Origin of the sequence: Gimesia sp. (assembly GCF_048262075.1) — a bacterium.
GTDB lineage: Bacteria > Planctomycetota > Planctomycetia > Planctomycetales > Planctomycetaceae > Gimesia.
In genome coordinates, this window is record NZ_JBLXFK010000002.1 from 404,584 (window position 1) to 417,925 (window position 13,342).

Here is a 13,342-nt window from a genome sequence, read left to right on the forward strand (position 1 = left end):
GCTTGCCTGACACTCAGCTCTCCGCACTTCATTCAGTTAAAAGAGAATCATATGAAAATTGCAGTAATTGGCACTGGCTACGTGGGACTGGTGACAGGCACTTGTTTTGCCGAAAGCGGGAATCATGTTACCTGCATCGACATCGATGAACAGAAAGTCCAGAAACTGAAAGCTGGTGAGATTCCCATATTTGAGCCAGGGCTCGAAGAAATGGTGAAACGCAATACGAAAGCCCGGCGACTTTTATTCACGACCAGTTATGATGAGACCATCCCTGACGCCAAGTGCATCTTCATCGCAGTGGGAACTCCCCAAAAAGAAGATGGCTCAGCCAATCTTGATAGTATCTGGAAGGTCGCCGAGTCACTCGCACCCCTTCTGGCAGAGGATTCCATTGTCATTATCAAAAGTACGGTCCCGGTCGGAACGAACCGCAAACTCGCTGAAATGCTTCAGGAACTGACTGGCAGGGTCGTTGATGTCGCCTCCAATCCGGAATTCCTGAAGGAAGGGGCAGCCATTGATGACTTCTCCAAGCCCGACCGGGTTGTCGTAGGAGTGTCCCGACCTGAAATTTCTGACACACTGCACGAGCTCTATAAACCGTTTTTACGTACCGAACATCCATTCCTTTCCATGGAACTGGAGAGCGCGGAAATGACAAAATATGTCGCAAACTGCATGCTGGCGACAAAAATCAGTTTCATTAACGAAATGGCAAACCTCTGTGAACGGGTGGGTGCCGATATCAACCAGGTGCGACGAGGCATCGGCCACGATCAACGGATTGGCTTTTCCTTTCTGTTTCCCGGAGTGGGCTATGGGGGCTCCTGTTTTCCCAAGGATGTTTCTGCACTGATTTCCGTTGCCAAAAGCCGTCAGATGGAACCTTCTATTCTGAATGCGGTCGACCAGGTTAACACCGCTCAGAAAAGAGTCTTATTTGAAAAAGTAAACAACTATTTCAAAAGCGATCTGCAGGGAAAGACTTTTGCCATCTGGGGACTGGCCTTCAAACCAAAAACCGATGATATTCGTGAAGCTCCTGCCTTGGTTCTGATCGATCAACTTTTAGAGGCCGGCGCGCAACTGAAAGTCCACGACCCGGTTGCCATGAATAATGTCAAAGACATATATGGCGATCAGCTTGCCTATTTTGATCACCACTATGATACTCTGCAGGGGGCCGATGCCCTGATCATTGTCACGGAATGGAATGAATTCCGGCATGCTGACTTTGATTATATTCAGCATAAACTATCGAACCCCCTCATCTTTGACGGACGGAACCTGTATGAGCCTGAAAAAATGAAACAAAAAGGATTTGAATATATCGGCATCGGACTCAGCTCTTTAAAATAATAGTTACCCCCTGTCGCATGCTCTAAAACCTGAATCAAAAAGAATAACAGTTCTGAGAGATCAGTTCTCGATAACATCAAGAAAGTACGAAAATGGATCACGAACTTAAAGATAAATGCATTGGAATTATGGATCGCATTGTCAAACTACGAGACTCTCTTTGACTACGCTGAAAAAAAAGAACGCGCTGCTGAAATCAATGAACTCATGGGAGCAGCCGGCTTCTGGGATAACCAGGAGAAGGCGCAAGGCCTTGTCAACGAAATGCAGCAGATCCAACTGGTTGTCAAACCGCTAACCGAACTCGTCGAAGGCGCTGAAGACCTCGAAGTCCTGATGGAGTTCATTGAGGAAGAAGGCAGCGAAGACAGTATCCCGGAGCTCTCTGCTACCGCCGAGCGACTCGAATCCACACTGGAACACCTGGAGCTTCAGGCGATGATGTCCGCTCCGGAAGATGGTTCTGCTGCCTACCTGAGTATCCAGGCAGGAGAAGGAGGCACCGACTCTTCAGACTGGGCTGAAATGCTGCTGCGCATGTATTTGCGCTGGTGTGAACGGAGGGGGTTCAAAGTAGAACTCCTCGATCGTTCCGATGCGGAAGAAGCAGGCATCCGCAGTGCGACCATTCGGATTGAAGGTGACTACGCTTATGGTTATCTGAAAGGAGAAACCGGAAACCATCGTTTAATTCGGATCAGTCCGTTTGACTCTGCCGGACGCCGACATACATCCTTTGCCGCAATTGATGTTTCACCGGATATGGGTGAAATTGCGGAAATTGAAATCAGCTGGGATCAGGATGTCCGTGAAGATACGTATCGTGCCAGTGGAGCAGGGGGGCAGCACATTAATAAAACAGATTCTGCGATCCGCCTGACACACCTCGAATCAGGGGTCGTCGTGCAATGCCAGAACAATCGCAGTCAGCATAAAAACCGTGCTGAAGCCCGGAAAATGCTGAAAGCAAAGCTGTTCCAGATCGCGCAGGAAAAACGTGATGCAGAACTGGCTGCGAAACGAGGTGGTAAGTCCAAGATTGGTTTTGGAGGTCAGACGGTTCGAAATTACGTTCTACATCCTGAACAGTATGTCAAAGATGCTCGTACGGGGTATAAAGCAGGCAACCCGAGCCCCATTCTGGATGGTGACCTCGATGGTTTCCTGGAAGCATTTCTGCGCTGGGGTATGACAGAAAACTAAGAGTCAAAACAGATGATCGGCTGCAGGATCGTCTCATTTTTGGGGAAAGAATTAATGTTTCGAAATACATGTGTCTGTCTGGTTTTAATCGCGTTTTTTTCATTTGCCCTGGCAGGCTGCCTGAAAGTGGAACATCCTTCCCCGGATGCGAAGTCCCATGCGGAACCGGTAGCAGGTGAAGTTCCCAAGGCTCCCCCCCAAATAAAGGAACCAGCTGGTGATGTGATTCCCGTGACAGGCTTGACTGATGAAGAAATAGCCGCCGGCTGGATCGCACTTTTTGATGGTCACAGTCTATTCGGCTGGAAGCCCAACAATGATGTCAACTGGCATACCGAAGAAGGAGTCATCAAAGCGGACAAGGGGGAACCAGGACTACTGCTCACCACAACTCCTTTTGCAGATTATGAGCTCAAATTCGAGTTCAAGCTGACTCCTGAAACAAATAGTGGCATGTTTCTGAGAACCACTTTTGATCCTAAAGATCCCAGTAAGGACTGCTATGAGCTGAATCTGTGTGATCAGAAAACTGAATTCCCCACTGGGAGCCTCGTCGCCCGCAGCAAGATTGAAAACCCTCTTCCCGTAAGCTCCGAATGGCAAACTTGCGATGTACGCCTGGAAGGTCCAGAGATCAAAGCATCCATCAATGGCAAAGAGATTTTGAATTTTAAAGACACTTCAAAGAATCTGCGGAAAATTGGTTTCATAGGTCTGCAGAAAAACGAAGGGGCCATTGAATTTCGAAAGATTTATCTGAAACCGCTCCGGATGTCGACAATTTTTAATGGTGTTGATCTGGCGGGCTGGAATGTTGTCCCCGGTTCGCAGAGTACTTTTGAGGTTGTTGATAACACCATTCATGTTACAGCTGAAAAACAGGGCTACCTGGAAACAGAAGAAACCTGGGGAGATTTTCTGTTTCAGGCGACTGCAAAATCAAATGGAGACGCCCTCAACAGCGGCTACTTTTTCCGTGCAATCAAGGGTTCGGAAAAAGGGATGGCTAATGGATACGAAGTTCAGATCCATAACGGAATCAAAGACGGAGACCGGACCAAACCTGAAAACGCAGGCACAGGTGCCATTTTTCGTCGAACAGAAGCCAGGCGTGTGGTTTCCAATGATCATGAATGGTTCACGACCACACTCTCCGCTAATGGACCACATATTGCAGTCTGGATTGACGGCTATCAGGTGACTGACTGGACGGACACCAGAAAACCAGATGAGAATCCTCGTAAAGGCTTGAGGTTAAAAGCAGGGCATATCAGCCTGCAGGGACATGATCCGACTACAGACCTCAACTTCAAGAATCTGAAAATCAGCGATCTCCCGTCAGATTCTCCTTGAATTCGCAGACACAGTGAATTGCGCGAAACAGGTCTGCCTCGGGAGCAAGTTTCGTCACCACTTTGCGTACTCCCCATAAGTTTGCAGCAGTGATCATTTCGGGGTGGGCCAACCCCATCATCCCAATGATGGGGACAGGTTCCGCCCGGGTAATCAGTTGATCCAGAACTGTTTCCCAGGGATCCAGATCATACACAATGACGTCAGCCGTATTCTGGAGAGAGAATGCTACAATTTCTCCTCCCCAGCCTCTGATCAGTTCTTCCAGCATCCTCCGATACTGCCTGTCACCAGAAAACACACAGATGCGTAGTGCAACCCCCTGTTCATCCAGCCGCAATGGCAAGGTCGACGATTCCCACAAAAATATTTCATCGCGCCCGGCGGTGAGAGGAAAGACTGGAGCATCCGATTGAATGATTTCCCATTCCCTTTGTATACGAGAAGCAGCACTACGTGCGGGTACGCGAATACTGAACGGCCAGGTCGCCCGTGTCCTGCCATCAGATTCACACCAGACTCCATAACAGCAGACAAAGCGACTCAATGGAAAGCGACTGACAAGATCATCTAATATGTGAGTTTCATATTCATCAGGCCAGTTCTGATAAACAACGATCAGATCAGGATTGACTGTAACAGTCGTAATCATATCCATTTTGGAAACTTCCAGGATTTGAGCCTCACTGCAGATTTCTCTGACGGACCTGGAAATCGAGTCCATTTCCGGAGTCAGATTACCAATAATCAACACATGCATCAGACGAGGGCCTCATTCCCATTACACTTTTGTCCAGATATTCAGATTAAGACAACAGCATTTATACCTGATCTTTTTCGTTTCTGAAATACCTCTCTAACGACTTTCAATCAGGCATTAAGCAGCAAATCACTATTGCGAAATATTGTAATTTTTGCCATAACTCATTTTCTATCAGGCTGATCGGACTCAAAACAAACATACAAATATTGCTCGAGGTTAGCTGCCTTGTTGTAACGTTGTGGAAAAGGATTTCGTCACGTTGCTCGAACCACCGTCTCCCGAATTAATGCATCGATTAACAAAGCTTAAGCTTTGTACCACAGCGGATGTGAGACGCTGTCGAGGTCGCGTGCGTAAACTGACGCGTGGCATTCCCGCCTTCGACTCCGTCTGGATTGACGCGCTGGTTCAAGCACAGAAAATCACTCCGTTCCAGGCGCGCGTGCTGGAATCAGGTCACCCCGAACATCTGGCTGTCGGCCCTTATCTTCTGATTTCAGAACTGGGACATTCACCAAATTCCCAGACCTATATCGCCAGGGTACCCGAGAGCAATGAAAAATGCGCGTTGAAAGTCACGACTCCGAAGTCTGAACAGCCCCAGCAGCTACAAAAGCATTTCCAAAGTCTGCTGCAACGGCTACAAGGCCTGCATCATCCCTCGCTGGTATTACCACGTGTCATCAAATACCTGCCTCAACAGTTTGTGATTATCAGCCACTATCTGCCATCGATTCCTGTTTCTGAACTGTTGATTCGCCGCGGACGATTTCCTGTTCACGTTGTGCTGGCCATTGGCTCCCAATTGCTGGAGGCACTGGGAATGCTTGAGCAGCGTAAAGTGATTCACGGCGACATCCGTCCCTGGAATGTCCGTCTGACTGATAAAGGAAATGCTGCTCTCGTCGATCCGGGTCTGGCATCTGTCCTTTCTCCAGAACTGACTATTCACGCTGCCTTACCTCCCCGTTGCTATGATGGTATTGCCCCGGAACTGATCGGAACCGGACGTCATCCTGATACACAGAGCGATCTGTATGCCCTTGGATGTTTACTCTGGGAATTACTTGCCGGAAGACCTCCTTTTACGACAGGTGATCCACTGGCCAAACTCGCCTGCCATCAGACGAAATCCGTGCCCGATATCCGCAGCTGGGCTCCCGAAACACCTGCAGGACTGGCTGAAGCATTAATTCGCTTTACCGCATCTGATCCCCGGCAGCGTCCCTTGGATATACAGGCTGCCAAAAAACTCTGGCCTGGAACCACAGCACGAAATGTTCTGGCCAGGTTCCATGACTCCTTTCAGCACCAGACATCCCGGGCAGAGCCAGACCTGAAATCAGAAAAATCTGGCCGATTGCCACTGATCGCTGCACTGATTTTTGTACTCTCCGGACTATCATTCACGCTTCTGGACGAAGGAGCTCGAAACCAGCTATTGGAAATTACTTCCAAAGTCTCTTTCAAACAGACTGACGACAGTCGCGCATCGATCTCCGGCCCTCAAACTGCACCATCCGCAACAGACCAGGCCGTTCGCGCTTTGATCCCTGTACCCGACGAACAGGGAGTCATCCGCCTGGAAGCAGATACTGTGTACGAATCAACCAGTATCACCACCATCGGTCCCCTCACTCTCAAGGGAGACCCGGCTCATCCTGCCATTATTGAAATAGAAGAAGATTCATTTCGTGTTGTCGCGGAACAGTTGATCGTGGAAAATGTGATTTTTATCAATCGAGCCAGTTCAAAACAGACTTCAGCACAAACCACTCATGCCCTGTTAAATGTGACAGCCCAAACGGTTAAAATCAGCTCCAGTTACTTCGCACAACTGGACTCAGAGACCAAAACCGGTTCGAACCAGATCAGTAGTGCCCTGTATTGGAAGCCGTTGGATCCACAACAACGAAATGGAACAGACCTGGCAATTCAGAATACGATTTTTGCAATTCCCGGAAACGCAGTGTATTTATCTCAAACACCTCAGAATGTTTCGCTCGCCAATTGCCTGAACCTCACTTCTAACTCCATGGTCTACCTGGAACACCCACCGGAAATTGACCAGCAGTTAAACCTCAACCTGCAGCACCTGACCATGCGGGAGACCGGTCCACTCCTGCTATTGAAATGGACCGAACAGATTCAGATTCCCGGTGCCATTCAGATAGAAGCCCGGGACTGTGTGTTTGGACTGGCCCAGGCTGCGTTAATTCAGTTCCAAGACTTTAAACCACCAAAAAACTGGCTGTCATCAATCGGACTGGTGGGGGAAGGTTCTGTTGCTTCTTCCGATATCCTGATCGCCGGCTGGCAGGAGTCCCCCGGACAACCACTCGAAGAACTCGGTACAGAGAATATGATAATCGAAGGGCTCTCCACGGGAAAATTTCAATTCGCGGCTGAATTGAGTCTACACCCTGCAGATTCTCTGGTCACCGAAGCTCAAGTACCGAGAAAATCTGCACAACCACCGGGGATTCAGCCAGAATTGTTTCCAGACTTTCTCGCAAGTCTGAAATCCCTCGAAAAGTAAGCTGCTGTGTGAGAGTTCTCCGCGTGATCTCCTTGAAGGGAGCAGGGGGGATTGGTAATATCTCTTCCAGTCCTGTGATAACATCCTTCAATCGGGGTCTGAACGCATCTGACGTCATCTTGGTTGGAATACGCACCTAATCTAATCTGATGCGACTATGAATATCGACCATGAGTATCGAACCGACATCTCCAGTGGATGGAACCGCAAGCATATTTTAGGACTGCAGGATCTCTCCCGGGATGAGCTGAATATCATTCTCAATCAGGCATCGGAATTTAAACGACTGGCTGCCATCGGAGAAACCAAATTAACACCACTGGCCGGGACTGTCGTTGCCAATCTGTTCTTTGAACCATCAACCCGAACCCGTATCAGCTTCGGACTGGCAGCCAAACGCCTCAGTGCTGATACCGTCGATTTTTCGGCTTCCGGCAGCAGTCTCTCCAAAGGCGAAAGCTTTGTTGATACTGCCAAAACGATCGAAGCCATGGGCGTTTCCTATGTGGTTGTCAGGCACAAAACTCCCGGTGCTCCGCAATTGCTGGCACAACACCTGGATGCGAATATCCTCAACGCAGGCGATGGGACTCACGAACACCCTACCCAGGCTCTCCTCGACATTTTTACGATCCGTGAACACTTCGGCAAAATTGAAGGGCTGACAGTCACGCTGGTCGGAGATATCCTGCACAGCCGCGTCGCTCGTTCAAATATCTGGGGACTGAAAAAACTGGGGGCCCACGTGATTGTCTGTGGTCCGACCACCTTGATTCCCAGTGAAATCTCAAAACTGGGGGTGGAAGTCTCCAGTAACCTGGATGACGTACTCCCGCGAACGGACTGCCTGAACCTGTTGCGCATTCAGTTCGAACGTCAGCGGGGACACTACTTTCCCTCCATCCGGGAATATGCACATCTCTTTGGAATGAATAAACAGCGTATTAACAAAGCGAAAGAGAATGTCCTGATCCTCGCTCCGGGTCCCATCAACCGGGGTGTGGAAATTACCCCCGATGTGGCCGATGGTCCGCACTCTATCATTCTGGGTCAGGTCAGCAATGGACTGATCATTCGAATGGCCTGTCTCTACCTGCTTCACCTACAGCGAACTGCCTCCTTGGGAACACCAGGATGAAATCGATTCTCATCAAAAATGGTCGCATTATCGACCCTTCACAAGATCTGGACCAGCTGGGAAACCTGTTAATTGAAAACGGGAAGATTACCGGTCTGTGTGATGCCACCGTCACTGCCGACGAAATCATTGATGCCACAGGCTTGATCGTCAGTCCGGGATTCATAGACATTCATGTCTCGCTCTGCGAACCCGGCTTTGAAGAAGACGAAACGATTGAATCGGGAACCGCTGCAGCATTAGCCGGCGGTGTGACTTCACTGGGATGCCTGCCTAACACATCGCCCGTGGTCGACGATCGCTCTTCCGCTGAATTTATCCTGCTCCAGGCGGAACGCGCAGCGAACTGTCATGTCTACCCTCTGGGCGCCATCACCAAAAATCAGGAAGGGAAAGAACTGGCGGAAATCGGTCAGCTGGTCGCAGGGAAAGCCGTTGGTTTTACTGATGCGGACCGTCCGATTGATAATGCACAAATCATGCGATGTGCGCTGGAATACACACGCATGTTCGACCGCCCGATTCTGAATCGCCCACAAGTCGCAGAACTGACTGACAAGGGCCAAATGCATGAGGGCTTTCATTCGACAGTACTGGGGCTCAAAGGCATCCCGGCCGCTGCTGAAGAAATCATGGTCAACCGTGACATCGCTCTGGCGGAACTGACCCAGGGTCGGATTCACCTGATGTGTATCTCCACCCAGAACAGTGTTTCCCAGATTCGTCGCGCCAAAGCAACCGGGATCCATGTCACTGCTGATGTAACACCACACCATCTGACACTCACCGACCAGATGCTGGAGAATTATGACCCGAACTTCAAGGTCCTGCCTCCACTGCGTTCTCAGGAACACATCGACGCCTTAATCGAGGGTTTGAAGGATGGCACGATTGACGCGATCTGCTCTGATCATACCCCCCACGCTGCGGAAAAGAAAACCGATGAAATCCTGGGAGCCGACTTCGGCATTATCGGCCTGGAGACATTACTGCCAGTCTGTCTGCAAAGCCTGATCACCCCCGGACACCTTTCCTGGCCGGAATTGATCAGCAAACTGACTGTGGGACCTGCTCAAATACTGGGGCTGGAGAAGGGAACTCTGGCGGAGGGAGTAGACGCCGATATTACCCTGATTAATCCGGATATTCGTTACATTCTGGAACCCGCGCTGCTTAAATCATCCAGTCACAATACCCCATTCCTCGGAAAAGAACTGCAAGGCAGGGCAGAAGTCGTCATCGTTTCCGGCGAAATCCGATTTCGGGCCGAAAATTAAAAACTTCAGTACACAAAATGATCGAAGTTGACGTTCCCTCCCGTATCATCAACAATATCAGTAACTGATTGGCAAGAAGGGACATTTGACTTTCAATTCGACCATGCTCTGGAACCCCTGTGTCTGTATTCAAGTTGAAAAGCAGATACGGACCCGGCGTTACAGGATAGGACAATCCTGTCAGGAGAGCAGGGAGAGCCACGCTGCCATTCAGGCTGAGGACAGTTTTCTACAGTTAACAGCCATTAGTTTAAGATGGGACATGAAATTGATCATGCAGGACACTTTATTCAAGTTTGATCTGAGGTATTTCAGAGGTACTGTCCAATTTCTACTTCTGTCGACAGGGTTAACTCTGTTTCATGGTTGTGGCACAGAAACCTATGAAAAACGACTGAATGAAACTTCGCAATATTTTGCCTACGTGGATACTCGAAATCAGTCACTCTCAGGTGTATGGTCATCCCCAACAATTAAGATGAGGGTTCCCCTCGAGTTTCAGCAGATGGAAGCCCCGAAAATTCCTGTCGCTGCAGCATCTGACGAAGCAGAAGCGCCGGCTCCGGAACCTACGCCAGTGATTGATCCCCGGCAACCCGACTATGCAGACCTGGTGTTGCCGGGACTGGAAGGTGCCTGGCGAGTGGAAGTTCCCGTCGATCTCGAAAATGAAAGCGTTGAGCGCCCCGCGTACCTGTATGTACTCAGTAATCATACACTGCTGAAGGAAAAACAGACTGAAGAGGCGCTCAACTTTTTCAACAACGTGAATAATCAAATCGCCAACACGTTTGATCAGTTTTTGAATACCGAAGATTTTCAATCAGAGCGTTTCCCCAAAGAAAAAGGATATTCAACTCCCAAATCCTTTACTGCGGGCACATTTGTACCAGAGATGCCGATCGACGGAGTTCCGTATCAGTTTCAAATCTACCTGTCCGAATCAGGAAAACGACAGGTTGTGATCCTACTGGTGATCCCCCAGAATATTGCACGTGAATCAAAACTCAAAGAACAGATGGATTATAGCCTGGAAACAGTGGATTTCATTAATTCACGATCTCAAGCCCCGTCAGAAAGCGCAAACTTCTAATCAGCAGATCAGATGCGAGATCGCGGATACCCGACAGCACCGTTTGATTCGCCACTCAATCTCTCCAATAGATTTTTCATATATGTCACTCATTCACCCCGGTTTATTACTTGGAATCGTTCTGGCAATAATCCCGGTGATTTTACATTTTCTGCTCCGTTCAAAACCAAAGAAGCTGATCTTTCCCGCACTGGCACTCCTGCAACGCAAAAAAATCCAGAATTCGCGACGACTCAAACTTCGTCACTTCTGGCTGCTGTTACTGCGGATTCTGGTAATTGCCGCGATTGTCATCGCGCTGGCCAGACCTTCACTCCCACCGGCCAACTATGGTTTTTCGACCTATGAACTGATCATGCTCATGATCATCAGCATAGTCGCAATTCTCGTCTACCTGGGTCTGATGCGTCACTTTCAGAAACAACGAATCTCTCAACAGACACTGAATACACGTCGCACATTTTTAAGAGGTGGGATCGGGGCAGTGGCCTTTCTACTGGTGGCGCTACTCGTTTTGTGGCCTTATCAGAGACGCATCTTTGCAGAGATTTCGGACCCCCTTCCTGCAGTCGCCGAGAACATTCCGGTCACTGCGATCTTCCTGTTTGACACCAGCCTCAGCATGGATTATCGCCAGGACAGTCTCTCTCGACTGGATCAGGCCAGAAATATTGCTGACGAGCATTTAAGTAACCTGCCTGCACAGAGCAGAGTTTCTGTCATGCATAGCAGCAGTGAAGATAATTTCCCTTTTCAGTCCGATTTGACGGCAGTCCAGTCCAGAGTCAAATCGCTTAAAACATCTGCCTACTCCCTGTTTCTGGATGACCGTCTGCGCGCTGCCATCAATCGACAGGAAGAAGATTTCAAACGCGGTCAAGCTACGCAACAAACCGATGCAACCCAGTCAGCAGGCGCAGATCAATTTGTCCGGGAAATTTATATTTATACCGACCTGGCTCGTTCGGCCTGGAGAAGTCAGCCATCACAATCAATCAGGCAACAGCTGGAAAGATTGAAATGGCTGGGGATTTATGTGATCGACGTCGGGGTTACCAACCCGAAAAACATTGGGATCTCCCACATCAACCTCTCGCGCGAAGCGATCACCCTGGGCAATTCAGTGACGGTCAAAGCAGAAATCGTGACCTCTGGAATTACCACAGAGAATACCACGCTGGAACTCTATACTCAAAATGAAAAAGGTCAGTTAATCAAACGAGATCAGCGTCTCCTGTCGACCACAGGTACCTCTGAGACAAATCCAGGTTCCGCGCCTGAAACAAAATCAAATCAGGAAACACAACTCGAAATGAGTCTGGCCAATGTAAGCCAGAAGATTACCCAAGGCGAGCTCCGGCTGACCTCTTCAGACCCTTACCTTCCAGACGATGTCCGCTATTTCACAATTCTGGCGGAACCACCTCCCGAAATACTCATTGTCAGCCCGGACCCCGCTTCAGCCCAACTCTGGAATGCTGCATTGGCACCGGAGAAACTCGTCGCATTAAAGAAACATCGCTACCAGTGCAAAGTGGTTTCGCTTAATGAACTGGAATCAACGCCACTGGAACAATTTGCGGCCGTCTATCTGATTAATGTCACCGCTCTCCCGTCAACAGCATGGCGACTGTGTGCTGAGTATGCGGAAAATGGTGGTGGAATCTGTTTTATTTTAGGCAGTGATGGAGACGCTCCGGAATCGATGATCGTCTCTTTCAATTCACTGGCAGCACAAAAATTACTCCCCCTGGAATTACTGGGATCTCTCAAATTTATCCCTCCGGAATTCCTGGATCTCGAAAATAATCCCCATTCTCTGTTTACATATTTTCAGGAACTGGGTGGGACGGGAGAACTTTCGACAATGGAAGTCTCTCGCTTCTGGCGAGTAGAACCGACTGACAGAGGACAGGTAATTGCCGCATATACAGACTCCAGAAACTCCCCCGCACTCGTAGAACGCAATCTGGGGCAGGGGAAAGTCGTTGTACTCACAACCGGCATCGATTCGGCAGGCTGGAGTCAACTTCTGTACGCGCGCTGGTCTTACCTGGCCTTCGCGGATCAGTTAACCCGTTACCTGATCCACACTCAATCGAATCGCGCGAATTATCTTGCTGGTGAAACTGCCCGTTATCAATGGCCTGCGTCTGCCACAGCCCCCGAAACATTTCTGTTGAGGACACCTGATTTAAAGCAACTGTTGATCAAGGTAAAACCAGGAGCACAACAGGTAACGATCCCCGAAACGACCGCCGTCGGCCATTACCAGCTGATCGACAATTCCAGTAACAGCACCCGTTCTACCAGCGGATTCAGTGTGAATGTCAATTCCGCAGAAAGTAACTTTACTCCCATTTCTGAGAACGAGCTTGATCAGTTTCTGGGAGCCGATCGCTACAGCATTACCCACGACATGGAAGGCCTGCAACGCATAATTCGAACCGGAAGACTTGGTGTGGAAGTATTCCCCTTACTGGCAACCCTGTTGCTGCTGCTGTTCTGTCTCGAACATTTTACTGCAAACTTTTTCTATGAAATCGACCAGGCAGCCGAGGCGACTTCCTGAATTTGAGCCTGACTCTGTTCTACTCTATTGATTTTACAAACA

Annotated in this window: 9 protein-coding genes; 8 read left to right on the plus strand and 1 reads right to left on the minus strand. The window is 49.3% G+C overall.

The genetic code is table 11. The features are described from left to right. Positions 1–51 precede the first annotated feature (51 nt). The 3 genes from ACN0YH_RS05290 to ACN0YH_RS05300 all read left to right on the plus strand — a co-directional run bounded on the left by ACN0YH_RS05290 (position 52) and on the right by ACN0YH_RS05300 (position 3,918). Complete coding sequence (locus ACN0YH_RS05290) at positions 52–1,362, plus strand: UDP-glucose dehydrogenase family protein (RefSeq protein ID WP_417378516.1); 1,311 nt, start codon at positions 52–54, stop codon at positions 1,360–1,362. Between the two features lie 92 nt (positions 1,363–1,454). Beyond that, positions 1,455–2,565, plus strand: a protein-coding gene (gene prfB, locus ACN0YH_RS05295; RefSeq protein ID WP_417378517.1) for a peptide chain release factor 2 whose coding sequence is annotated in 2 segments (ribosomal slippage) — positions 1,455–1,523 and positions 1,525–2,565 — 1,110 coding nt in all. Because the reading frame shifts where the segments join, the coding sequence is not laid out codon by codon here. A gap of 54 nt (positions 2,566–2,619) precedes the next feature. Next, positions 2,620–3,918, plus strand: coding sequence for a 3-keto-disaccharide hydrolase (locus tag ACN0YH_RS05300; protein ID WP_417378518.1), 1,299 nt, complete (start codon positions 2,620–2,622; stop codon positions 3,916–3,918). On the opposite strand, the gene ACN0YH_RS05305 is transcribed toward ACN0YH_RS05300, so the two are convergent. After that, positions 3,890–4,678: a hypothetical protein gene (locus ACN0YH_RS05305; protein WP_417378519.1), complete on the minus strand. Its 789-nt coding sequence runs from the start codon at positions 4,676–4,678 to the stop codon at positions 3,890–3,892. The genes ACN0YH_RS05300 and ACN0YH_RS05305 overlap by 29 nt on opposite strands. 262 nt (positions 4,679–4,940) lie before the next feature. On the opposite strand from ACN0YH_RS05305, the gene ACN0YH_RS05310 reads away from it, so the two are divergent. The 5 genes from ACN0YH_RS05310 (at position 4,941) to ACN0YH_RS05330 (ending at position 13,300) form a co-directional block, all read left to right on the plus strand. Continuing rightward, positions 4,941–7,220 (plus strand): serine/threonine protein kinase, encoded by a 2,280-nt coding sequence (locus ACN0YH_RS05310; protein ID WP_417378520.1) that lies wholly within the window; start codon positions 4,941–4,943, stop codon positions 7,218–7,220. Positions 7,221–7,377: 157 nt separating this feature from the next. After that, on the plus strand, positions 7,378–8,358 hold the full coding sequence (locus ACN0YH_RS05315; protein ID WP_145224526.1) for an aspartate carbamoyltransferase catalytic subunit: 981 nt from the start codon (positions 7,378–7,380) through the stop codon (positions 8,356–8,358). Continuing rightward, positions 8,355–9,635 carry a dihydroorotase gene (locus ACN0YH_RS05320; RefSeq protein WP_417378521.1) on the plus strand — a complete coding sequence of 427 codons (1,281 nt, stop codon included), beginning with the start codon at positions 8,355–8,357 and terminating at the stop codon, positions 9,633–9,635. Before ACN0YH_RS05315 ends, ACN0YH_RS05320 begins: the two co-directional genes overlap by 4 nt. A gap of 505 nt (positions 9,636–10,140) precedes the next feature. Next, positions 10,141–10,728 (plus strand): hypothetical protein, encoded by a 588-nt coding sequence (locus ACN0YH_RS05325; protein ID WP_417378522.1) that lies wholly within the window; start codon positions 10,141–10,143, stop codon positions 10,726–10,728. An 82-nt stretch (positions 10,729–10,810) separates the two neighbouring features. Beyond that, positions 10,811–13,300 (plus strand): BatA domain-containing protein, encoded by a 2,490-nt coding sequence (locus tag ACN0YH_RS05330; protein ID WP_417378523.1) that lies wholly within the window; start codon positions 10,811–10,813, stop codon positions 13,298–13,300. Positions 13,301–13,342: the final 42 nt, after the last annotated feature.